Raw genomic sequence first — 24,623 nt, 5'->3', positions numbered from 1 at the left:
GGTGGTCAAGACGATGACACTTTATCAGCCCAAGCTGGCGATGACTATTTGTTTGGCGAAAACGGCGATGACATCCTTGATGCCGGCGAAGGTAACGATTCCCTCTACGGCGGCGATGGCAAAGACACCTTGTTCGGTCAAGCTGGCAACGACTTATTGCAAGGCGGTTTCGGCGACGACTCACTCTTGGCAGGCGAAGGCAACGATACCCTTCTCGGTCAAGCTGACAGCGACACTCTGTACGGCTTTGGTGGCGATGACATCCTGGAAGGCAACTCAGGAACAGACCGACTTTTTGGGGAACTCGGCAACGACTCCCTTGACGGCGGTACTGAAAACGATACCCTCGAAGGTGGCGACGGTAACGATTTCCTAGACGGTGGCGAAAATAATGACAGTTTGTTCGGACAAGTCGGTAATGATACGGTTATCGGCAACCGTGGCGATGACATTGTTGACGGCGGTTCCGGCAATGATTTGCTTCAGGGTAATCAAGGGCGCGATCGAATTTACGGTCAATCCGGCCTCGACACCCTCCTCGGTGGCGACGATAGCGACACTCTTTGGGGAGGCGATGACAGCGACAACTTGCTGGGAGAATCCGGCAGCGATAACCTGTTCGGCGGTTTCGGCAACGACCAACTCGACGGCGGCGAAGATAATGACAGCCTCTACGGGGAAGGTGGCGATGATACCCTAGCTGGCGGAACAGGCGACGATTTCGTAGATGGCGGCACCGAAAACGATACTCTCTCCGGCAATGACGGCCGTGACAAATTATACGGCCGCCAAGGCAACGACTTTTTAGAAGGCAATGCCGATAACGACCAACTGTGGGGTGGCGATAACGACGATACGCTGTTAGGACAAACTGGAGACGACCAACTGTGGGGTGAATCGGGCAATGACAGCCTTGATGGTGGCGAAGGGGCCGATCGACTTTTCGGTCAAATCGGCAAAGATACCCTCTCCGGTAACAATGGCGACGACTACTTAGAAGGTGGCGCAGACGACGATAGCATGACTGGGGGCGCTGGGGGCGATCACATTTTCGGAAATGACGGCAACGACTTCGCCGACGGCAACAGCGGCGACGACTACATCGACGGCGGGGCGAACAACGATACTTTAGCAGGGGGCGAAGGGGGCGATCGAATTTTCGGTCAATCCGGCAACGACAGCCTCGAAGGCAACGACGACAACGACTTCATCGATGCCGGCACCGGAAATGACCGCGTATTCGGCAACGACGGCGACGACGAACTCTACGGCCGAGAAGACCAAGATTTCATTGATGGCGGCCGCGGCAACGACCAAATCTACGGCGGAGATGCAGCCGACACCCTCCTCGGACAAACCGGAAACGACAACATCGACGGTGGTTCCGGCGCCGACTCGATTCTCGGCAACGACGGTAACGACAACATTTGGGCACAAGCCGGCAACGACTTCATCAACGCCAACGCTGGCAACGACAACGTTTGGGGCAACGAAGACGACGACCTGATTTTTGGAGAAGCAGGCGAAGACAAAATCGACGGCGGTTCCGGCTACGACACCATCGACGGCGGCGCCGGCAACGACGAACTGTTCGGCGGTACAGGCAACGACCAATTATTAGGAGGTGCCGGCAACGACAAAATTGACGGCAGTATCGACGACGACAAACTCTTCGGAGGCGCCGGCAACGACTTGATGTTTGGCAGTGAAGGGCAAGACACGATGTTGGGCGAAGTCGGCGAAGACACCCTCTACGGTGGCGACGAAATTGACCTGATGGACGGCGGCGCGAGTAACGACTTGGTTTTCGGCGACTCCGGCGACGACACCCTCACAGGCGATTCCGGCGACGACACCCTCACAGGTGGTGGTGGCAACGACTGGATGGGCGGTGGTAACGGCGACGACTTGATGTTCGGTGAATGCGAGGACGACACAATGCTGGGAGGTGCCGGTAAGGACACCATTGACGGCGGTTGTGGCAACGATTTGCTAACCGGGGAAGCTGGCAGCGACAACCTCTTGGGCAACGAAGGCGACGACAGTCTCGATGGTGGCAGCAGCAATGACACCCTCGATGGCGGTAATGGCAACGACTTCTTAAATGGTGGCAGCGGCAACGACAGCCTTAACGGTAACGATGGCGATGACAGTCTCTACGGCGGCGAAGGTAACAACGTGCTCAAGGGCGGAAATGGTCAAGATTCGCTGATTGGAGGCAGGAGTTCCGACATATTTGTGCTAGCACCAAGTTCGGGACTTGATAACATTTTCTACTTCCAAGCCGATCGCGATTACTTCGGACTAACACAAGACCTCACCTTTGACCAATTGCAAATCGTTCAAGGCGGCGAAAATTATACTAACGATGCCTTGATTAGCATCGCAGGCACCGGCGAACACTTAGCTTGGGTGAAAGATACTCAATTTAGTGCGATCGACAGTTCTCGTTTTGTCCCCGTCACACCCGGAGGTGCGCTTCCGGCAGCCTTCAATACTCCCTCGGATACCGATCTTTTAACCGGCGAACCTGTTGATAGTGACGATGTTCTAAGCGCGATCGGTAGCGGTTCTGATACTAGCTTGTCCAGCACGACTACTGAACCAATTAGTCAGCCAAACAGCACCACTACTGCATCAATTAGTCAGTCAAACAGCACCACTACTGAATCAATTAGTCAGCCAAACAGCACGATTACCGCGCCAGCACCCAACCCACAACCGCTAACAACAGCTACTAATCCAGTCATTTCGACAGTAACTGATGGCACAACTACCACCGATGACATCTTGCTAAATGGCGGTTTAATTCCAACCATGAATAGCTTTAGTGGCATCGATGATGACATTCTCATCTACGACTCTAACAGCTTGTTAACATCTCTAACCAGCGCTCAAGCTCAGCCCATTATTCCTTTGCAAGCGGCGAGTGTTAGTGGTGCGATCGCTCCTACTGCTAATCCTTCTGGTAATGAATCTGACCTCTTACTCAATGCGAATTCGAGCCCCATTCAGCTACTAACAAGTAGCGATTTAAGTGGCACTTCTACCTTGTAGTAATTGTAGATTGGGTTGAGGGCAATCGAATAGATAAAAACCCGGTTTCTTCAAGAAACCGGGTTTTTATTATTGGTTATTTTCGGTCTGCATTACTATAGCTATCTTCTAGAAGTGCCAGTCTAGTAACTTAGTGGTCTAACGGTATAGTTGAGCAGCAGCAGACAGCCTCCAACTTAGCACCAAGCTCTGTTGGCTGTCCGCTCCAACGCAGTGTTAGACTGCTGGTCGATCGGACATTACTCTCGCTCCAGGTATTTCTGGATACAATGTACAGCACCCAATCCACGAGCTAGCCTGTGGAAGTTTGGTAACATTGTCACCTCAAAACCGAGGTCTTCCCAGATCTTCTGGTTTCCCTTGTCTGCATCCTGTAAGTATTTGTAGTCTTCATAACCGTAAGTTGGTAACCACACGCGCTTACTGGATTTTGTGATTTCAACCAGTGCATTATTTGCTGTAGCAAAATACCAGCTACGAAGCTCAACTTCTGTTATCCCCAAAGCACGGAGCTTAAGGTAAATTTCGGAGAGCTTCTTGTCTTGTGGACGATTTAACTCTTCGACATTTCTCATTTGCTTTGAGAAGGTAAGCGGTAATGGATTGCGAATGACAGTAAATCCCTGAGCTTTTAGGAGGCTAGCAATAGCATCATAGACGCTTTGCATAGAATACGCTGTAGCAAGTGCTGATTGCGGCATTGGTGCCATTGAAGGATCGCCCACAAGGATCTGATATTTTCCGCTTGCATCTTTCCCTGCTAGAGTCAGGAACATATCAATATGAAACAGTGGTTGGGCTGTTCCATCTCGGTTACCCTGAAACACTATATCGACGAAATACTGACCTTCTTCTTTTACCAGCACAACGTCTTCTGCAGGTACTGGTATTGAAGAACCTACGTAGATCAAATTCCTCGATCCGTCAAGGTTGTCCTTGAAGAGTCGCTGTACTAAGTTCTCCGGTGTTTCACCATCATCTGGAAAAATTGCATCACCAACATACTCTAGTGTCTTTGTTGGATAATCAATGCCAATCAACCAAAAGTCATCCCCAATTAAAATATTCCCACCTTGAAAATATAGAGGCACCTGAAAGTTTTTGATATCTGTTGCATGAGTAACATAATCTGCAATAACTGCATCAGCATATCGTAAGAATGATAGAGGTTCGACGAAGTAAGTTTCCTGGTCACTAGAGGTTGAGATAGCATAGGCATCCTGTGCCCAAATTGAGAAGCCAACATAATCTGGAGCTTCAACAACTGTAGCTGTTTTGTCTCGGTCATACATTTTCAACCAATCTTCAACAATGGGTTTGGAACCAGAGTTAACCAAGCAGACAAACCTAGTATCTTTGGGCAGGGTTTCTAGCAATTTCTTATAAATAGCTTCAAAATCCCCTTCTGTTGTCCCTACAGGGATAGTAAGCAGCATAGATTTGATTTTGCCCTCACTACTGCTCACAAGTTTGGGTAGGTGTGGTTTTGGCGGTCTTAAGGCTGCCCTAAAAGGCCAACTTCTGGCTCCCACTTTTCCTCGAATCTCATGTGCATTAAACTCTGCGCTAGCGGAAGGAGGTGCTAGAGATAGGGCAGGACTAGCTGCTGGTAAATCACGTCGAACAACACCATCATTATCAAGCAAGCTGTATAGATATGCCGATTGTTCCATAACTATTTTCCTCAATGTTATTGACCTATTGTCTGCTCAATCTATTACAGATGTTGAGCATATTCATTTTCATTTCTATACTTAGCGTCCCAATTCCGGAGAGTTTGAAGACCTCTAGTTTGGAGGCAGCTAACTTACAGCAGATTGCAGGTTTCTGAAGTACACCCGCTTATGGAACAATCCCCCCAAGGATACGGCTTAGCCTAAGTCCCTACCTGCGATTTTTATGTACCTCACTTACCTGAAATTTGCTGTATAATTGTTTCGCAGTTGCAGTACAATACTATTTCAGATCGACTTATCCGGAACATCTGCGGTTTAACTGTGAACAACTTCTGCTCAGCCTTAACTTAAAGAATAAACCACCCCGATCGCCCTGTCGGTGAGAAAAAGTGACATGATTTTGTAAACTTACGTAAATTACCTCGATTCAGTCCACAGATTGGGTAAAAAACCCGGTTTCTTTGGTCTGAGTTACCCATGAATGACCAGAAACCGGGTTTGTAGGAAAATACTTCGTTGCAGTCCACAAATTCGGTAAAAACCCGGTTTCTTCGATCGGAGTTGGTAAATCCTGTAATGAATCGAACCCAAATGTAAAATATTGTTACAAGTTACTTGACATCAGGAACTAAATCTAAATTACCAATGACTCTAATTGGGAAAAAAATAATTTCCTAGGGAAAATCCCATGCAAAAACTAGCTCTAATTTTATTCACTACAGCTTTAACCCTAAGTATTTTGTGTTCTCCCACAGCAGCTTTCGCCAAAGCAAAAATTCAGATAGCCATCCTTTTAGATTCTAGTAATAGCATGGATGGACTGATTGACCAGACTCGTACTCAACTTTGGCAAGTGGTTAATTTTTTAACTAAAGTAACCAAAGATGGCGAAGTGCCAGAGTTAGAGGTTGCCCTTTACCATTATGGTAATGACAGCTTACCTTCTTCGGAAGGTTTTGTCAGATTATTAACTGGATTTACTCCTGAATTAGATTTAGTTTCCGAAAAGCTATTTAGTATCAAAACCAACGGTGGTCAAGAATATGCTGGCTGGGTAATTCGTTCGGCAATGCAAGAATTAAACTGGAGTAAAAATCAGGAAGATTTTCGCGTGATTTTTATTGCGGGTAATGAACCATTCGATCAAGGCCCAATAGTTTGGAATCAATCGGTCAATCTCGCTGTCAAAGGAGATACCCTCGTTAATACAATCTACTGTGGTTCAGCGGAAAGTCAGGAGCGACAACTTTGGGCATCAGGAGCAGATTTAGCAAAAGGCAGTAGCTTCAACATTAATCAAAACCAAGAGATTGTGGTAATTAAGTCCCCTTACGACGACGAAATTTCTACTTGGAATACTAAACTCAATCAAACGTACATTCCTTACGGTAGAGAAGGAAGAATAGGACAACAACGTCAAGCAGTGGAAGATAGTAATGCTGGCAGCAATACAGTTTTGCGTAGTGCGTCCAAAGCCTCTGAATACTATGATAATGCTTCTTGGGACTTGCTGGATGCTCTCGAAAACGGAACAGTTAAACTAGAGGCAATATCAGATGATAATTTACCTGAGATCATGCGAGGGATGACGCTAACAGAAAAGAGAGCATATGTTGCTGGAAAGAAAACCGAAAGAGAAGCGATTAAAAAGACGATCCGCGACTTATCTCAAAAGCGTACAGCATATATTGAACAACAGCGCCAATCTAGTACCAATAGTGGTGAAAATACTCTCGATCGCGTAATAATTCAAAGTCTCCGCCAGCAATTAGCCGCTAAAGGATTCAAGCTTAATTAAAAGAACGCAGACGAAATTTCATCTGCGTTCTTTTGCATTTATCTGCTACTATCTGCGGTCAAAAACTCCCCACCCAACTACTTCGCCGCAGGTAAAGACAACTGAGGCGAAGTTTTAGGGTAGCTTCCATTCACGGGAATCGCATCCGGTTCCTGCGAAAGCAAAAACTCACGAATTACCCTAGCAACTGCTCTTTGAGCTAAACCGCCGACTACTTTCTGCCCCATATTCTGCACTTCGGGTTTCACCAACAACTGCGGAAGAAGCTGCAATACTTTCGTCCCGTCAAAACCCGGAGTTGATTGCAAAATATCCCAAATCCGTTTAATGTGTTCTAGATTGTTTTTTTCTGTTGGTGAAACCACAGGTTGATTTGCCTTGACTCCAAACCATTCGCCGACGACTGCTTTGGCGTTAGCAAAAGCATTGCTCGAAAGTGTGTCGAGACTTTTGACTAATTCCAGGACAATACGATCGCGAATGAAATCTCCTCTTTCGGAAAATAAATATTCTAAAGCTTGGTTCAAGATTTTGCTGACATCGTAATCATCGCTCTCGCGGGCATTGTTGAGCAAGTTTTCTAAGCGGTTCCAGCGAAATTCGCCTTGTTTGAACAGCAAATCTTGCAGAGATGCTCTCAATTCAGGTGCGGGGTCGCTCAACAGCCGTTTTGCTACGTAAGGATAAGCTTTGCTCAACACTTTGAATTCTGGATCGACATTAATGGCAATCCCTTCTAACGTAACGAGCGATCGAATAATCAAAGCATAGTAAGCTGGAACTCGGAAAGGATATTCGTACATCACCGCCGAAAGCTCGTCAGTAATGCTTTTGAAATTCAGTTCGGCAACGCTAGCACCCAAAGCATTGTTAAATACGCTAGCTAAGGCCGGAATAATTGGCGTCAAATCCGTATCTGGCGTTAAAAACTCCAACTTGACATAATCTTTTGCTAAACCTTCAAAGTCGCGGTTCACCAAATGCACCACAGCTTCCAACAAGCCGTATCGCTGATAAGGTTTAACTTCGCTCATCATCCCGAAATCGAGATAAGCTAATTGACCGTCAGGAGTTGCCAAAAGATTGCCGGGATGCGGGTCTGCGTGAAAGAAACCGTGTTCTAGAAGTTGTCTGAGAGAACACTGCACCCCCACTTCAATTAAGTAAGGAGCATCGATTCCTTGAGCTTTAACGGCTTCTAAATTCGTAAGTTTGACGCCGGTGATCCACTCCATTGTTAAGACGCGGCGGCGGGTATATTCCCAGTAGATGCTGGGAACGTAAATGTCTTTGATGTGGCCGTATAGTTGGGCAAACCGTTCGGCATTTTGTCCTTCGTGGGTGTAGTCCATTTCTTCGTAAATTCGCTCGCCCAACTCGTCCATAATGCTTGCGAGGTCACTGCGAATTATTTTGAAGTTGTTTTGTGCCCAAACTGCAACACGCCGCAGGATGTAGATATCTAAGCCGATGTTCTCGGCTAAACCTGGTCGCTGGACTTTGATTGCGACTGTTTCTCCGGTTTTGAGTTTACCTTTGTAGACTTGTCCGAGAGATGCTGCGGCGATCGGATCGGGGGTGATTTCTGCGTAGATGTCTTTGGGGTGGGCGCCCAATTCTTCTTGGATGAATTGATATGCTACTTCGTTCGGGAATGCTGGCAATTGGTCTTGCAGCGTTGTTAGTTCTTCTAAATATACTGGCGGTACTAAGTCGGGCCGTGTTGAGAGTGCTTGTCCGATTTTGATGAAAGCTGGGCCGAGTTGGGCCAGAATTTCTCGCAGTCGGACGGCGCGACGCTTTTGGTTGGTGGCGGTACGACCTGTTTTGCCGTCGAACCACACACTGAAGGCAAAGCTAAAAAATGTCCAAACAACGCTCGACAGCCTTCCCCAGACTTGTAGAGGTCGATTTCGGTACAGGGCTGTGATCGCCACAGGATCGTACCGAACAGCATCTCCGGCCAACTCGAAAGCTATGTCTCTTGATGATTTGAGCCGATCGTCCGTTACGACCTCTGTCTCTAATGATACTGGTACTGCTTGCAGGGGAATTGTATTTGCATCTTGGAGATTGCCGAGTACAGCCTGAGTCCCTGAATTTGCATAAGTTTGCGGGGAGGCTGGCGATACCGTCTTGACATTCATAAATCAGACCTAGTGTGAAGCATTGTAAATATATTGTAACAATTTAAGGAAGAAGACCCTTCTTCCTTCTTATATACTTACTCGCCGCTGGATCTTTGGAGTCGATCGCGAATGCCTGATAGTTGCGATTGGCTGCTGACGGGCGATCGGGGTTGGGGCATTTCGGTATCGGGCCAGTTCGGTAAGTCGTTACAGGGACAGAACTCCGGGGGCATTCCGGTTTGTTGGAACACTACAGGCATAGCGCAGCGCGCGCAGGGACTGATTTCCCAAGCTGGTGTCAGCAGTTGGGAAATTGTTTCATTTGTGCCTTCGAGGTGGCAGTCTCCGCTGTCGGGCGAGAGGATTTTTTGCCAGCATTCTTCAAATTCGCTGCTGTAGCGATCGCCCGCATTTATCGATTTGGGCAGCAGCGCTTCGGAACCGTTGTAAATTAATACTTTTTTGCCTAACTGAAACCAGTAAGCAATATATTTTCTTACTTCATTCTCTGATGCCATAAATTTTAGTCAACCCTTCAACTAATTGGTGATTTTAGACCTGACCTTTGAAATTTGCACTCTATCTCAAGAGACACTTTATATTTTACATTATTTTAAAATTTCGCTACTTCCCGTATCAAATTGTTTGGCTGGTTGCCCCATGAAGTATTTTTTTAGAGTAATTTATGTGAGTTTTGAGTTTTCAATTTTAGTTAGGATTCTACCTCATTTTTAGTTAAAATTGTTCGTCGGGAAACAGATATTTTTTCTCCCTAGTCGATCGCGACTCCGGCTGTTAATTTTTCGCAGCAGGCGGCAGCGGCGTACCCAGATCGCTGAGATTCAAGGCGTAACCTCCGGTGACGAGATAAACAGTATCGGCGATCGCCCCGATGCGGCGGACGAGAGTGCCGAGGCGATCGCGAAACAGCCGCCCCGCCGGATAAGCAGGCACAACGCCCCATCCGGTTTCCTCTCCTACCAAAATTACATCGGCCGCCGCCGACTTCAAACTAGCGAGCAAATCTTGCTGCGTAGTAGCCCAAACAGCCGCTTCTTGTTCCAAAAGATTTGCCGTCCAAGTTCCCAGGGAATCAATCAACAAGCAATCTGAGGGCTTGCCAGCTTGCACAACTGCCGATAATTCGATCGGCACTTCTAGAGTTGTCCAATCAACTGGACGGCGATTTCGGTGCTGTTCAAGGCGACGAAGCCACTCCAAATCCGTTTCATCAACCAGGCCAGTAGCGACATAGATTACTTGTTTTCCCGAACCCGCCGCCAGAGTTTCGGCCCATTCACTTTTGCCGCTTCGGGCCGGCCCAGTTACTAAGATTAATTGTCTCGATGTGGTGGGTTCTGAGTTACTCATTAGTCATTAGTCAGCAGTCATTAGTCAGCAGTCACATACAAAGGATTAAACACAATTATCCATTACCCATTACCCATTACCCATTACCCATTACCAATTACCCACTATGATTTAAACGACCAACTACCAAATGCTTTTTAAGCGATAATAGCATTGATGAGACAATATCAGAGTAAGTCGATCGCGAGCCCCAGTATTTCCCAAGCTGTTATTTATGCCAGATCATCCTCAGATATCAGCGATTATTTGCACCCACAATCGCGCCGCCTATTTAGGTGGGGCGATCGACAGCTTGCTGGTACAGGATTTTCCCGACAACTTTGAAGTAGTAGTAGTGGATAACGCTTCTAGCGATTATGCCAGCCCCGAAAGTTCCATTTCGCGCACCCGCGAGGTGGTAGAAGCAAGACTGGGCGATCGGCGCCTCAAGTACGTCTGGGAGCCGGAAATCGGTCTGTCAGTAGCCCGAAACACCGGCGCAAAGGAAGCTGGCAGCGAAATATTAGCTTATCTCGACGACGACGCTATTGCTGAGCCGAATTGGCTCAGGGTGCTGCACAGCGCTTATCAAAGCAATCAAAAACTCGCCGTAGCTGGTGGCAAAGTCAATTTGCTCTGGCCTTCTGGAGTCAGCCCGCCCGAATGGCTCTCACCCGGATTGGCCCAGAACTTGGGAGCATATGATTTAGGCGATAGTTGCCTGTACGTGACTGCTCCCGGTTTGACTCCCAGGGGGGTAAACTACTCGATCCGGCGCGCTTTTCTCGAACAAATTGGCGGCTTCGATGTCAAACTCGGTAGAGTCGGCAAAAAGTTGCTGTCAAATGAAGAATTGCGCGCGACAGAATTAGCATTAGAGCTAGGTTGGCAAGTAGTTTATCTGCCCGATGCCCTGGTGCTGCACAATGTCGCCACAGAAAGGCTTAACAAAGCTTGGTTCTTGGAGCGCGGGTGGTGGCAAGGCATCAGCGAGTGTTATCGCGAACAATTGTCCGATCGAGCCGGTATTGCTCAGCTTGGGCGGGGGGGTGAAAGAATATTGAGGGGTGTCTGGAAGTCTTTTAAATATATTAGAGATCCAGGGCTGCGCTTTGAAAATTTCGTTTTTGCCTGGGGTCAAATCGGTTATTTGAGCGCAGCCATCCGCGGCCTGATTTTTGCACCGAAATCGACCAGTAGGCATTAGGCTATAGGCAATATCCCTCGCTGCTCAAGTCGTCGGCGCGGCTGTGCCGATCGCACTTCATCCACCAAAACTCGACCGCATTCAGGTTCAAGCACTCGATTATGACATCTAGTTCATCCAAGATTCCGGTTTCAGTTCTCATTCCGGCAAAAGACGAAGAACTTAATCTACCTGCGTGTCTGGCCAGCATTGCCAGGGCGGATGAAGTTTTCATGGTTGATTCCCAAAGTAGCGATCGCACGGTAGAAATTGCCATCAGCACCGGCGCAAAAGTAGTACAGTTTTACTTTGACAACCGCTGGCCGAAAAAGAAAAATTGGTCTTTGGACAATCTGCCATTTCGCAACGAATGGGTATTAATTGTCGATTGTGACGAGCGCATTCCGCCGGAACTTTGGGACGAAATCGCGCGGGCGATCGAAGACCCCAATTTTGACGGCTACTACCTCAACCGCAAAGTCTTATTTTTAGGTCAGTGGCTGCGTTACGGCGGCCGATATCCCGACTGGAATTTGCGTTTGTTCAAGCATCAAAAAGGCCGTTACGAAAATCTCGGCACTGAATCAGTTCCCAATACAGGCGACAATGAAGTTCACGAACACGTCATTTTAGCTGGTCAAGTCGGCTACTTAAAAAATGACATGATCCACGAGGATTACCGCGATTTATTTCACTGGATAGAACGGCACAACCGCTATTCTAATTGGGAAGCTCGCGTTTATTACAATATTATTGAAGGGCGCGACGACAGCGGCACTATTGGCGCTCACCTATTTGGAGATGCAGTGCAGCGGAAACGCTTTCTCAAAAAAGTTTGGGTGCGGCTGCCTTTAAAACCAATGCTCAGATTTATGTTATTTTACTTTATTCAGCTAGGCTTTTTGGATGGAAAAGCTGGCTATATTTATGCAAGGTTATTGAGTCAATATGAGTATCAAATTAATGCAAAACTTTATGAATTGCGTTGTTGTGGCGGTCAGTTGAATGTGGCAGAACCTCAGCCGCCTCTGTCGCCACCAGTAGTTATCAGTCAAGAGACAGAGGTGAAATTGCCGTAAGAGTCCCTCTTAGTCCGCGCACCATGCGGACGAAAGTTTGTGTAGATAGGGTTTTAAACACCCACTCCTTCTTAGTCTCTTAGAGAGAGACTTCGTTTGACAAGACGCGATTTCAACCGCCGCGTTTCTTGAGCTAATTAATACTTGAGTGAATGCCACTAGCTAAAATACCTAAAATTTTACCTAAATCGTTGATAAAATATTCGACTAAATCAATTTCGATCGTCTTTTTTGTTAATTTCATAAATTTCCAGTTAGTGCCGGTGGTAACGGTACCGTAAACCACAGGAATTTCGTTGCCTTCCTTTTCATTAAAAATTTGCGCTGCCAACATTTCCGCTACGCATTGTCCCAATCCAGCCAAAATATTTTCTTTTTTAGCTTCTACGACGGTAATAACTGGCGCCGTAACAAACAAAAGTTCAGGTGATTGACTGATGATAAAATCACAACTGCCGTTTAATCCTTTACTGGCATCCACACTAAAGTCAATGCCAGAAAACCAGCTAATTTGATAATTTAATTGTTTTCTGAGTTCGACGAGAATGGGAGCAATAATTAATTCCGATCGCGCTTTTTCTGTATTGCTACCAAGGGCTAAAGCTAGATTATCGCGCAGGGTTTCTTGGAGAAAATCGCTTGGTGTTAATTCTGGAACTTCTGTGAAAATGTTAGAGCGCTCGGAAATGGTTAAATTAAAGTCTTTAGTGACTCGATTTAAAGTAAAATCACTGTATGACATTTGTTATCTATCTCTATGGTTTATGGCAGACGAAGAGATGTTATTTTATCAGTTCTTCGAGGGATGGAAAAAGCAATTTTTCCGCGCTGACTTTTTCGCAGTCGCAAGGCTGTTGACTTGCGGATATTGCTGATACTTTGCCTAGCAGCAATTGGATGCTTTCTATTAGCAGTGGTAGGGTTAATAAAATAATTGATGCTGATACCAGCAAGCTAATTAAGCCGTCAGCCCAATTCCAGTGTAGCCACGCTACGGCGATCGCCGCTAAAATTACTCCAACCGACGAAAATATGTCGGCGACTGCGTGCAGAAAGGCGCTTTTGAGATTCAAGTCGCCGTGACAGCAGGAATGCAAGCAACAAGCATTAATCGAGTTGATGCTTAAACCGACTATGGCGGTAATTAACATCGGGAGCCCTTCGACTTCGGGGGTTGGGGACTGCAATCGGGCGATCGACTCTGCGGCAATCCAAAGGGCGATCGCTACTAAACTGATACTATTAATTAAAGCAGCAATGATTTCTCCTCGTTCAGGGATTGGCGATTGTGCGATCGCACAATCTACAGGTTTACTTCTTTTTAGTGAGGAGTACCAAGTCGCTGTCAAAGTTATTGCTAAAGCTGCCACATCAGAAAAAACGTGACCCGCATCTGCTAATAAGGACAAACTATGAGAATTAAGTGCGGCGATTAACTCTGCTACAAAAAAGCTGCTCAGCAGTACCAAAGCTGTTTGTAAAAGTCGAACTTTGCCAATTCTGGGATTTGAATTCTCGCATTGTGCGAGTTCCTTGGCGTTTTGAGAGTCAAAATTGTCCCTAACTGGAAATGTCATGCAGCAGTCCTTAAAGCTCAACTCGATTTTAAATTAAACATTAGATGACTTATTATACGTCAACTCCCGACCCGGAACCGCAAAAGCCGATCGCAAATTCCCCAAATCCTGAAATAAACCATCGTCCAATTAGCGACAATCACGCAAATATTTTAACAGGGGAATCTTTGGTTGATTTGCGGAAGTACGATCAATCAAAGTTTGATCGAGGAAAGCCTAATTGGCTAATTTTGGTTTGGTGGTTCGTCCAGGCGATCGCATTTCCCCTCACTCCACACCCTTTTAATAGCATCAGAAGCGGCTTGCTGCGGTTATTTGGAGCGAAAATAGGTCGCGCTGTGATCATTCGCCCCACGGCTCGTTTTACCTATCCTTGGAAAATTGAAATCGGAGACTACAGTTGGATCGGAGATGATGTTGTATTGTACAGTCTCGATCGAATTGCGATCGGCAAACACTGCGTCATTTCTCAAAAAAGCCACCTCTGCACCGGCACTCATGACCCTCAAGACCAAGCCTTTCGCTTAATAACAGCACCTGTGATCATTAATAACGGCGTTTGGATTGCCGCCGACTGCTTCATTGGCCCTGGTGTGGAAATCGGTGCTAACGCTTTAATCGGAGCTCGCAGTAGCGTCTTTCAAAATATGCCTGCAGGCTTTGTTTGTATGGGAACACCCTGTCGTGCGCGCTGTCAGCGAGAAATTAACCAAAGTTCGTAAGAGACATTGAACCGGGAAACTAAGCAGCTTTACAAGCTTGCTGCCGAATAGGAATTTCAATGACGAATTCTATTCCCTTTCCTGAGACAGGCTGGCAGTATAATCTGCCCCCATGCTTTTCAACGATAATTTGGTAACTGATAGATAACCCCAACCCAGTTCCTTTACCGATAGGTTTGGTAGTAAAAAAGGGGTCAAATAGCTTCGGTTGTAGAGTTTCGCAAACTCCCAGACCGTTGTCACTAATATGAATAGCCACCCAATTATCGCCAATTAATTTTGTAGAAATTTGAATGCGGTTCGGGTGTTGCTTGATTTCGGCAAACGAACGCTGCTGATTAGATTCATCCAAAGCATCAATGGCGTTGGAAATAATATTCATGAACACTTGATTGAGTTGTCCGGCATGGCATTCTACTTGTGGAAGCTGACCGTACTCTTTTATTAGTTCAATCTCAGGATGCTCTGGTCTTGCTTTTAAACGATGATGCAGGATGGTGAGTGTACTATCAATTCCTTCATGGATATTTACAGCTTTCACGTCTGCCTCATCCAGGCGAGAAAAAATTCGCATAGACTTGACAATCTCCTGGATGCGCTGCGTTCCTAAGTTGATTGAGTTAAGAACTTTTATAAAATCTTCCTCCAGAAATTCCAGTTCTATTTCATCCATAGCTGCTTGAATTCGAGGGGTAGGATTTACATAATCTTCTTGATAAAGGTGTATAATTTTTAGTAAGTTATGAGCGTACTCTTGGGCATAACCTAGATTCCCAGAGATGAAATTTATAGGGTTATTTATTTCATGAGCAATTCCAGCCGCCATTTGCCCTAAGCCGGACATTTTCTCGCTTTGGATTAACTTAAGTTGCATTTGTTGTAAATTCTCGTAGGCTTGGCTGACTTCTATAACTTTTTCCTCCAATAAGGTGTTTTTTTCTTCTAATTTTTCAGCAAGAACATGAAGCTTTAAATGCAGCTTGACGCGAGCTAATACTTCCTCCTGTTGGAAGGGTTTGGTAATATAATCAACAGCCCCAAGCTGAAACCCTTCCACTTTATTTGCTGTATCCGAGAGCGCAGTCATAAATATAATGGGAATCTGTTTAGTTTCTGGATTAGCCTGTAATCGACGACAGGTTTCAAATCCATCAATCTCTGGCATCATCACATCTAGTAAGATTAGATCGGGTAGAGCATATTTAACTCGCTCTAGTGCCATTTTTCCCGATTTCGCCACCCGAACTTCAAATCCTTCTTGGCTTAAGGCATCAGATAATACACCTAAGTTAGCTGAATTGTCATCAACTATAAGAATCGTACCATGTGCTTTAATTTCTGAATTCATAAACCTTACTTGTAGGACTGAATAAACGTTAAAATCTCTTCGTCTTGAAAGTCCTTTGCCATCTGATGCAATATTTTAGCAAAGGGAATGTATTTTGGGTCTATTGCTTCAAGTAATACCGCCTGCTTAACTATTTGTAAGAAATTTCCTTTCATAGCCAGCTCGTATAGCATTTCCATTTCTATAGCAGGCGGGGCAATTAGCTCATTGGTGTCTGAGCCGATCGCCAGTTGAGCTTCATTGGCTTCGTAAAGCCATTCTAACTGAAGATACTGTTGCAATTTTTGCAGGAGTTCCGTGGCTTGAACAGGTTTGGGAATAAAAGTGTTGCCTCCTGCTTCTAAACTTCTGTATTGATCGGCTTCAAATACGCTGGCAGAAGAGACAATAATGATGATGTCTTTGAAGTTGTCCGATTCTCTAACCCGCTTAATTAGCTCGAAGCCATCTAGTTCGGGCATTAGTAAGTCGGTAACGATTAAATCTGGTTCTACCTCCAGAATTTTTTCCCACCCTTCCTGCCCATCGTTCGCTTCAGACACCTCAAAGCCGATCGGACTGAGCAAATTGCTAATTACCGAACGGTTAGCCCATTTGTCATCAATAACCACAATCTTAGGTTGGCGCTCTTTGATGCCGATAATCTGGCCGCGATGGTCAATTTGAGAAGTTTTCACCCATTCATCGGCTTGAGATAGATTGACATCAAACCAGAAAATACTGCCAACATTCATCTCACTTTGAACCTGAATGGTACTGCCCATTAGTTCTACAATCCTTTGGCTAATTGCCAGTCCTAATCCCGTACCTTCCGTCTGCCGCCTGCGATCTCCTACCTGCTCGAAGGGCTGAAAGATAGCTTGAAATTGATCTTGTGCAATGCCGGTACCTGTATCGCGTATTTCAAAGCGAATTTTTTCTTCTGTGGCAAAGCTGACTAGAAAAGTAACAGTGCCCTCATCCGTAAATTTAATAGCGTTGCTTAAAAGATTAATTAACACTTGTCGCAAGCGTTTTTCATCCGCACGAATACCGATCGGGAGTTCGGGGCTTGATGGAAAATGAAACTGAATTCCCTTTAGTTCAGCTCGGATGCGACACATTTCTGCTACACCTTGTAGGAACGCCGGGAAATGAAAATCCGTAGGCATGAGTTCCACTTTCTGTGCTTCAATCTTCGACAAGTCGAGAATATCATTGATTAAGGTCAGTAAATGCGAACCGCACTGATAAATAACATCAATGCGCGATCGCTCTTCTTCATTCAAGACTTTGGAACGCTGAAGAATCTGTGCGTATCCCATGATGCCATTAAGGGGAGTTCGCAACTCGTGGCTCATGTTGGCAAGAAATTCACTTTTTGCGCGACTTGCTGCTTCGGCTGCTTCCTTAGCTTTTGCCATTAGGAATTCTGCTTGTTTGCGATCGTGGATATCGGTACAAGTGCCAACCCACTCCCGGATGCTGCCATCTTCATCCAGAATTGGTACCCCTCTAGCTTGGAAATAACGATAGTTTCCATCCGCTCCGCGAATTTGATATTCTATGTCATACAGGTTTTTCGTTTGCACTGCTTCCATCCAGACCTGATTCGTTCGTTCGCGATCGTCCGGGTGAATTGCATCTAACCAGCCAAAACCAACCACCTCAGCTTCGGTTTGTCCGGTGTAAGCTCTCCAACTCGGCATATCAGGGCATCTTCCTTCAGCATCGGCTGTCCAGACAATTTGGGACGTGGCAGCGATTAGCGAACGATAGCGTTCTTCGCTTTGTTTTATAGCATCTTCGGCTTGTTTGCGATCGCTAATGTCATTATTAATTTCGAGTTGGGCACAAGGCTTTCCTTCTCCGTCGCGCTGCAATGTCCAGCGACTCGCCACAATAATATGCCGATCGTCACGGGTGGTATGCTGCACTTCTGCTTCCCAACTTCCCTGCTGGAAAAACTCTGCCCTTACGATTTCTAACGGTTTAGGAAAGATGGTTTCCAGGAATGTGTGAATGTACTCCCCGATTACTTCCGCTTTTGTCCAACCGTAGAGATTTTCTGCACCTTGGTTCCAGTAGATGATGCGGTCATCCATGTCCCGAATAATGATACCATCGCTAGCTAAGTCGAGCATTTCTAGCGTTTGGCGGATTTTTTGCTCGGCTTGTTTGCGATCGGTAATATCTCGTGTGGTGGCGATGATGCCGAGGATATTGCCATTAGTATCACGCCAAGGAGCCTTTGTAGTCAAAAAGGTCTTAGTGGTTTCATCATGAGAAGAGATATCTTCCTCGTAACTCTCAGTGATTCCTGCTGCCATGATGTGGCGATCTTTTGCCATCATTTCACGGGCAGTGTCAGGCGGCAGTAATTCCCAATCATCTTTGCCGATGATTTCCTCACTTGGCTTGCCCAAGAAGTTTGCGGCATTGGAGTTAAGGGCAACATATCGACCTTCCCGGTCTTTAACCACAATGAAGTCTGGTGTACTTTCCAAAATAGAGTTTAGCAGTGCATTGCGATCGCGCAGAGCTTCTTCAGCTTGTTTGCGATCGCCAATGTTTCGTGCTATGGCGATCATGCCGAGAATATTGCCCTGAGCGTCCCGCCAAGGGGCTTTTGTCGTTAAAAAAGAAGTGGTGCTCTTACCATTAGAAACATCTTCTTCGTAGGTTTCAGTAGTGCCTGCTTCCATGATCTGGCGGTCTTTTGCCATTATTGGAAGGGCAGCAGCAGGGGGCAGCAGTTCCGAATCATCTTTGCCGATGATTTCCTCAATGGGTTTACCGTAAAAGGAGTTGGCTCCATTGGAATTAAGGGCAACATATCGGCCTTCCCGGTCTTTAACCACAATTATGTCTGGCGTACTTTCCAAGATAGAGCTCAGCAAGACGTTGCGATCGCGCAGAGCTTCTTCAGCTTGTTTGCGATCGGTAATATCTGTATTAGCCCCAATCCATTCCCGAATTGAACCATCCGCGTTCAGAATTGGTACGCCACGACAACTCATGTACCGATATTCGCCGTCATAGCGGCGCATACGGAATTCAACTTCATAGAGCCATCGATTGGCCAAGGCAGCCGACCATACGCTGCCAACGTAAGCGCGATCGTCTGGGTGGCTCGTGTCTAGCCAGCCCCATCCCTTGTACTCATCAAATGTCTGTCCTGTAAAGGCACTCAAACTAGGTTGCTCGATCTCCACTTCGCCGTCCGCATTGCAGATCCAAATAATTTGAGCAGTGGCTTCCATCAAAGAACGAAATCGTTCTTCGCTTTGTTTGAGGACATCTTCTGCGATTTTGCGATCGCGAATATCCCGCGTAATAGTCGCAATCCCTACCGGTTCATTAGTCTCTGGATGTCTAATCAAAAATAGGGTGTAATCTACCAGGATGCGTTGACCTGTCTGGAAATGTCTGAAGCAAAAATCACTCCGCCAACTTCCCTCTTCCATTACTGCAGGCAGAATAGACTGCTGTACCAAATCCAAATCTTCTGCCATAAAGAAGTCGGTAAGGTGTTTGGTTCTGGCTTCGTCCAAACTACTGAGTCCCACCAAATCCAGACCCGCCTGATTCACCAGTATAGGGCGACCCTCCATTGATGCCACGCCAATAAAGTCACGGCTGTTCTCGATGGTTGTAGCGAGCAATTGCCGTTCTTCCTCTGCTTTTTTGCGATCGCGCAGCGCAGCCTGCTGTTCGCGAATATCCCGCACAATAGTCGAAAGAAACTCGACTTCACCCGCTTCGGTTTTGTGGACGATCAAAACCTGGGAGACTGGAATTTCTTCCCCATCGCGTGACAAAAATAGAATTTCACCAGCCCAGCTACCCTCTTGTAAGGCGGCGGGAATTATTTCGTTGTGGAACTTTGCTTTTGCCGAGGGAGCTAATACAGAATCTATAGTAAAGGGCGATCGTGCTTCCTCTGGGGACATCCCCAGCATTTCCTGTCCGGCTTTGTTGAGATAGACACTATGCCCAGTCACATCCACAACTCCTACTAAGTCGGAAGTTGCTTCCAAAATTGCCGTCAGTCGTGCCTGCTTTTGTTCTGCCCGCTTGCGATCGGTAACTTCAATCACAATCCCACCCAGACCAAAAACCATGCCATTTTCATCCAGCAAAGGATAGTAAGATGCTTGCCAATAGCGCACGATGCCCGGTTCTTTCGGCGTTTCACCTACTAATTCATAGTCGAGAATTGGCTGGCCCGTATCCAGAATGCCTTGCAGAATTGGTTCCACAGTCGGGGCCAATTCTGGCAGCACTTCACGCACTGACCTACCAATATGGTCTGCCACACAAACGCCATTCATCTGGGCCAGAACTTCGTTAATTTGGACGTACCGGAGTTGGTGGTCAAAAATCAGCATTCCGGCGTTGGCACCTGCAAAAAAAGCGTCGAAGTGAGCCTGTCGCAATACCTGTGCTGTTGTGCTCTCTTGCTGTGGCGGTTGGGTTTTCTCTGGTGGGAATTTGCTCATGTTGGCTCGTGGATTTCAGCTATAATTCTAGAACTTCTTTCCAATGGGGCGATCGCAAGGTTTTCGTTTTCTCCTCTTGGGGTACTTAATAAAACGTTCAGTAGGGCGACCATTCGGTTTTCAATCGGCGATATAGGTATCCCTTGCAACAATATCTCCGTTAATTCTTCGGATGTATCGCCAAGCAGTTCTATTGCTCATCAATTATATCTGTAGAACATTGGTGACAACATAAGCTAGGGAAGCGTTTGTCAATCAGCAATTATGCTCAGCATTTACTCAGATTTTGGGGGGGAAACTTAGATTTGGGCGATCGAGCAATCATGCCTCGCGCCATATTTATGCCTACTCACCCCCAAATCGCAAATTTTCTACTCCTCAACAAGCAGTGTTTTCAGTAATTTTACTGATTGACAAATGCAATTAAGTTTTAATTTGTCTGCAATGTCGGTAGAATGCCAACTATTCTGGGAACGTTATCAATTTTAGTTATATCCGTTAAATTTTTAGTTAGATATTCTTAGATATACACAATACGGACTCAACTGGTACAGTAAGAGAAATATTTCTCCCACCAGTTAAACTCATTGTAATATAGGCCTATTTGACTTGTCCACTTAAACAGTCATTCCATAATCACTGCTTAATTTTATAACTGAAAATTAACAAACCTTTAGCGAAAAGTATGATAAAATCCCAGAGAGTTAACTTTAACTAAAGTTAGTAGGGGGAATAGGCATTAATAATAGATGATTCCGCAATTTTGAAAAAATGGCACGCTAACCGCAGGCATGGGAAAAAAATATATCCTAGAAATTGGCAAGACGGATAACTACCTAGTCTGAGCAACCACAGATATATGTCAGCAATTCAGTTATTTACCCTAAAAATAGGTAAAAAATTCGTAATAAAAACTTCAAAATTTTATTGCACGACGGGGAACTAACAACTTTATTCCTTACTGCCAAAGGCTTAAAAAATGGAAACACAAACAATATTGTTTACTGGATTTAACTTGAACGGAATCCCCGAAGAAGTATTGACAAAGATATCGCAAATATTTACAGCTACCCTATTTAAAATAGGTGATAATCCTGTATCGCTGCAGTCACTTGTGGAACTGATTGTATTGTTTATGGCTATCCTTGTGATAGCACGATCTTTCACGAACTTTCTTAAAGAACGCTTGTTAGTCAGACTGGGAATTGACGAGGGAAATCGGGAAGCAATCGCAGTAATTATTGGGTATTTAATAGTAGCTTTGGGAGTAATAGTCGCCATCCAAAGCATCGGCTTCAACCTCGCTTCTTTTGCAGTAGTTGCGGGGGGATTGGGAGTCGGAATTGGCTTCGGAATCCAAGATTTAACAACTAATTTTGTCAGTGGCTTAACGCTGCTTTTAGACAGGCCCGTGAAAGTCGGAGACTTTGTGGAATTAGAAGGATTAATGGGAATCGTCAAAAAAATCTCGATTCGATCGACCATCATCGAAACAAGTGAGGACTCTAGCGTCATAGTTCCCAACAGCAAAATGATTAGCAACAAAATTGTTAACTGGAGTTACGAAAACTCGCTACTCTGTCTGCGAGTTCCGGTAGAAGTAGCGGAGAATAGTAACCCGCTGTTAGTGACAGAAACTTTGTTAAATATTGCTTACGCGGAAGCGGGAGTTTTGTACGAACCTAATCCGAAAGTATTGTTTGTCGAGTTTGGTGATGATAGTTTTAAATTTGAACTTTTAGTTTGGACGGACAGACCGACTGAAAGAGAAGTAATTAAAAGTTCTTTGAATTTTGCAATTGAATACAATTTCCGCCACCAAAAAATCGAATTTCCCTTCAATGACAGAGAAATTTATTTGCAAAACCCCGAAGTTCTGTTGTCAATGTTCAACAACAAAGAAACTGCAATTGACCTCCCGAACAGTTACTCGGAAAATGAGCAAGAACCGCCACTTTTTGCAGAGAAACTGAAAAAGCGATCGTCCCTTAGCTGTTTGCTACGAGAGGTGGAATACTTTGAAAATCTGACCGATCTTGAATTGCGGCAATTGATTGAAGTTGGATATCGCAAACGGCTGCGATCGCAAGAATTTTTATTTCACGAAAACGACCCCGGAGATGCTTTTTACATGATTCTTTCAGGTTCAGTCGAAGTTTTTGTCGAAGCTATTGACAAACACCTGAATAACCTGGGCACTGGTCAGTTTTTCGGGGAACTTTCTTTGATGTTGGGAATTCCGAGAACTGCTTCGGTGAGAGCTTTGGAAGAAACAATTTTGTTTGCGATTAATAAAGAAGGTTTCCAGAAAGTTTTAACTGAACGACCGGATTTATCTGAACAGATAATTAAAGAAATAGTCAAACACAAAGAAGAACTCAGCGAGAGACACCAACAACTTCGAGAAATGGAATTGGTAGATGCAGCGGAAGACGATGAAAATCCTGTAGAATGGGTGAGAAAACGGCTAAAAAATCTATTTAGTATTTGAAATAATTTCTATGACGCGATTTATTCACGATCTTTTTGCCAAAGAATACCTGGAGGAATTGCTGTCGCCGATCGGAACGGTGAATATCGGCCGCGATGTGACTTCCGAAGTCCGAGAAATCGATGTTTACTTCACTCCCAGCACCGCAATTCCCGAATACTCAGAAACCCTGGGATTGTTGGGAAAAATGGCAAGCAAAACGGCAATTTTTGAACCGTTTCGCAATCCGGCAAACGTCAGCGAAATTTGTAGCTGTCTGGGCAAGTTATTGGATGTGCGAGGTGAATTGGAGCGAAAATTTAGGAGAGAAAATACTCGCTATGATGACGCTCAGTTACCCAAACTGTGGATTTTGATGCCGACAGCATCGAAAGCATTGGTAGATAGCTTTAATGCGATACCAGACACAGAGAATTGGATGCAGGGAATTTATTTTTTGGGGGAATCTTTGCGAACTGCAATTGTGGCGATTCACCAGTAGCCAGAAACTCCAGACACCCTGTGGTTGAGGATTTTGGGCAAAGGGGGAGTGCAGCAAAGGGCTATTTCCCAATTAAGCGCTTTAGCTGCAGACGATCCGTTGCGGATTATCGCGCTAGAATTGCTGTATCGGTTACAGTCAAATTTAGTAACCGATGCGCCACAAGAATTAGAGCCAGAAGAGCGGGAGTTAATTATGGCCATTGCACCACTTTTTCAACAACAAATACAAGCCGCACAGCAACAAGCTAGAGAAGAAGGACTAGAACAAGGACTAGAACAAGGGCTAGAACAAGGGCTAGAACAAGGACTAGAACGAGGCAGACAAGAACAACAGCGCTTAATATTAGAAAACTTTCTGCGAGTTAGATTTGGAGAATTAAGTCCAAAAATGACAGTTTTTCTCTCTCCAATATCCAACTTGGCGGCGGCGGAATTTACAGTTTTGTTGCTGGCAATATCGATGCTGACAGTCGATCAAACAGGGCGCGAAGCAGCCGTTAAATTGTTAGCTGAAAGTGCGTTGCAAATGCGATCGCCTGAATTGGGCGATATTCTGCCTACAGCCGTTACTAATTTATTGGCATTGCCTGTGGCAGAATTGACATTGTTTGTAGAACAACTGCCACAGTTATCGGCTGATGAATTGAGGGACAGGTTCGGAAAAACACCTGACTAAAACCTGCGATCGCAGCCATAAAGGGATCTCGCTCTTTATGGCTTTTAAATAATTATCAAATAAAATTCCTAGATTCTGTCGATCGGTACGCCTCTAATTGCGGATTTACTGGACAAAAGTGGAAAACGCATACATATAGCCATCATTGCGGTGAACAGTTTTGCAGTATTTGTGACGCACGGGGCTAACTTTTCCCCAAGCTGTCCTCAAATCAAAGACTCCACTCTCTCTAACAGCCAACCTACCAACATGAGTACCTGCAAATTTCCCGCTCGGCAAAACTGCTCTCACCATATCTCCAGTCTGGAACCCAAAAAAAGTCTTACACCTAGTTCTATGCAAGCTGGGAAACCCGTATTTATTGGGTGTACACATTTGACGCTTGCCCCATCCCTTAGCCGTGATTAACAGCGGTTTCCATGTCAGTATATTGAGTGGTTCAACAACACCGACACAGGCAGCATCTAGCCAATGAGTCTTCGGCAATCTCATTCTAGTACAGCATGGCGGAAATAAAGTACCTATTTTATGGGAGACTGGGGCTAAGTGAGATAAATTGCACTCAGAACA

At 45.5% G+C, this 24,623-nt stretch carries 17 protein-coding genes and 1 pseudogene; 8 read left to right on the top strand and 10 right to left on the bottom strand.

The window, feature by feature from the left end:
- Positions 1–3,057 (top strand): calcium-binding protein (locus tag QUA74_RS25880; RefSeq protein WP_445302177.1); only part of this gene is annotated, 3,057 nt, incomplete at its 5' end.
- Between the two features lie 239 nt (positions 3,058–3,296).
- On the opposite strand, the gene QUA74_RS25875 is transcribed toward QUA74_RS25880, so the two are convergent.
- Entirely contained in the window at positions 3,297–4,730 is a 1,434-nt protein-coding gene (locus QUA74_RS25875) for a hypothetical protein (RefSeq protein ID WP_333334757.1), read from the bottom strand.
- Positions 4,731–5,421: 691 nt separating this feature from the next.
- Between QUA74_RS25875 and QUA74_RS25870 the strand changes: the two genes are divergently transcribed.
- A complete protein-coding gene (locus QUA74_RS25870) occupies positions 5,422–6,531 on the top strand; it encodes a hypothetical protein (RefSeq protein ID WP_333334755.1) in 1,110 nt (369 codons plus the stop codon).
- Between the two features lie 77 nt (positions 6,532–6,608).
- On the opposite strand, the gene QUA74_RS25865 is transcribed toward QUA74_RS25870, so the two are convergent.
- The 3 genes from QUA74_RS25865 to cobU form a co-directional block, all read right to left on the bottom strand.
- Positions 6,609–8,678 (bottom strand): AarF/ABC1/UbiB kinase family protein, encoded by a 2,070-nt coding sequence (locus QUA74_RS25865; protein WP_333334753.1) that lies wholly within the window; start codon positions 8,676–8,678, stop codon positions 6,609–6,611.
- A gap of 77 nt (positions 8,679–8,755) precedes the next feature.
- A complete protein-coding gene (locus tag QUA74_RS25860) occupies positions 8,756–9,178 on the bottom strand; it encodes a hypothetical protein (protein WP_333334751.1) in 423 nt (140 codons plus the stop codon).
- A 277-nt stretch (positions 9,179–9,455) separates the two neighbouring features.
- Complete coding sequence (cobU, locus tag QUA74_RS25855) at positions 9,456–10,031, bottom strand: bifunctional adenosylcobinamide kinase/adenosylcobinamide-phosphate guanylyltransferase (protein ID WP_333334749.1); 576 nt, start codon at positions 10,029–10,031, stop codon at positions 9,456–9,458.
- A 214-nt stretch (positions 10,032–10,245) separates the two neighbouring features.
- On the opposite strand from cobU, the gene QUA74_RS25850 reads away from it, so the two are divergent.
- The gene (locus QUA74_RS25850; protein WP_333334747.1) at positions 10,246–11,217 is read left to right on the top strand and encodes a glycosyltransferase family 2 protein; all 972 of its coding nucleotides are present in this window, start codon (positions 10,246–10,248) and stop codon (positions 11,215–11,217) included.
- Between the two features lies 1 nt (position 11,218).
- Here QUA74_RS25850 and QUA74_RS25845 read toward each other — a convergent pair whose 3' ends face one another.
- On the bottom strand, positions 11,219–11,431 hold the full coding sequence (locus QUA74_RS25845) for a hypothetical protein (protein WP_223300923.1): 213 nt from the start codon (positions 11,429–11,431) through the stop codon (positions 11,219–11,221).
- Between QUA74_RS25845 and QUA74_RS25840 the strand changes: the two genes are divergently transcribed.
- Positions 11,340–12,275 (top strand): glycosyltransferase family 2 protein, encoded by a 936-nt coding sequence (locus QUA74_RS25840; RefSeq protein ID WP_333334759.1) that lies wholly within the window; start codon positions 11,340–11,342, stop codon positions 12,273–12,275. The two genes, QUA74_RS25845 and QUA74_RS25840, sit on opposite strands and share 92 nt — an antisense overlap.
- Before the next feature lie 133 nt (positions 12,276–12,408).
- Here the strand turns inward: QUA74_RS25840 and QUA74_RS25835 are convergent, their stop codons facing one another.
- On the bottom strand, positions 12,409–13,017 hold the full coding sequence (locus QUA74_RS25835; RefSeq protein WP_333334745.1) for a hypothetical protein: 609 nt from the start codon (positions 13,015–13,017) through the stop codon (positions 12,409–12,411).
- Positions 13,018–13,057: 40 nt separating this feature from the next.
- Positions 13,058–13,852 carry a cation diffusion facilitator family transporter gene (locus tag QUA74_RS25830; protein ID WP_333334743.1) on the bottom strand — a complete coding sequence of 265 codons (795 nt, stop codon included), beginning with the start codon at positions 13,850–13,852 and terminating at the stop codon, positions 13,058–13,060.
- A 44-nt stretch (positions 13,853–13,896) separates the two neighbouring features.
- Here QUA74_RS25830 and hpsU point away from each other — a divergent pair, with 44 nt between their 5' ends.
- Complete coding sequence (gene hpsU / locus QUA74_RS25825; RefSeq protein ID WP_333334741.1) at positions 13,897–14,574, top strand: hormogonium polysaccharide biosynthesis acetyltransferase HpsU; 678 nt, start codon at positions 13,897–13,899, stop codon at positions 14,572–14,574.
- 19 nt (positions 14,575–14,593) lie between these two features.
- Here the strand turns inward: hpsU and QUA74_RS25820 are convergent, their stop codons facing one another.
- Positions 14,594–15,922 carry a response regulator gene (locus QUA74_RS25820; RefSeq protein WP_333334740.1) on the bottom strand — a complete coding sequence of 443 codons (1,329 nt, stop codon included), beginning with the start codon at positions 15,920–15,922 and terminating at the stop codon, positions 14,594–14,596.
- Between the two features lie 5 nt (positions 15,923–15,927).
- On the bottom strand, positions 15,928–20,403 hold the full coding sequence (locus tag QUA74_RS25815; protein WP_333334738.1) for a PAS domain S-box protein: 4,476 nt from the start codon (positions 20,401–20,403) through the stop codon (positions 15,928–15,930).
- Between the two features lie 979 nt (positions 20,404–21,382).
- Between QUA74_RS25815 and QUA74_RS25810 the strand changes: the two genes are divergently transcribed.
- Genes QUA74_RS25810 through QUA74_RS25800 form a run of 3 tightly spaced genes read left to right on the top strand, consistent with a single transcriptional unit; the run spans position 21,383 to position 24,053 of the window.
- Positions 21,383–22,894 carry a mechanosensitive ion channel domain-containing protein gene (locus tag QUA74_RS25810; protein WP_333334736.1) on the top strand — a complete coding sequence of 504 codons (1,512 nt, stop codon included), beginning with the start codon at positions 21,383–21,385 and terminating at the stop codon, positions 22,892–22,894.
- A 10-nt stretch (positions 22,895–22,904) separates the two neighbouring features.
- On the top strand, positions 22,905–23,375 hold the full coding sequence (locus QUA74_RS25805; RefSeq protein ID WP_333334734.1) for a hypothetical protein: 471 nt from the start codon (positions 22,905–22,907) through the stop codon (positions 23,373–23,375).
- A 48-nt stretch (positions 23,376–23,423) separates the two neighbouring features.
- Positions 23,424–24,053, top strand: a complete 630-nt coding sequence (locus tag QUA74_RS25800) for a hypothetical protein (protein ID WP_333334733.1) — start codon at positions 23,424–23,426, stop codon at positions 24,051–24,053.
- 105 nt (positions 24,054–24,158) lie between these two features.
- Here the strand turns inward: QUA74_RS25800 and QUA74_RS25795 are convergent.
- Positions 24,159–24,623 (bottom strand): annotated as a pseudogene (locus QUA74_RS25795) (RNA-guided endonuclease IscB); the annotation flags it as partial.

This window comes from Microcoleus sp. LAD1_D3, assembly GCF_036702135.1.
Taxonomy (GTDB): domain Bacteria; phylum Cyanobacteriota; class Cyanobacteriia; order Cyanobacteriales; family Microcoleaceae; genus Microcoleus.
The sequence above is the reverse complement of the archived record's forward strand: the minus strand, read 5'-3'. Positions and strand labels throughout refer to the sequence as shown.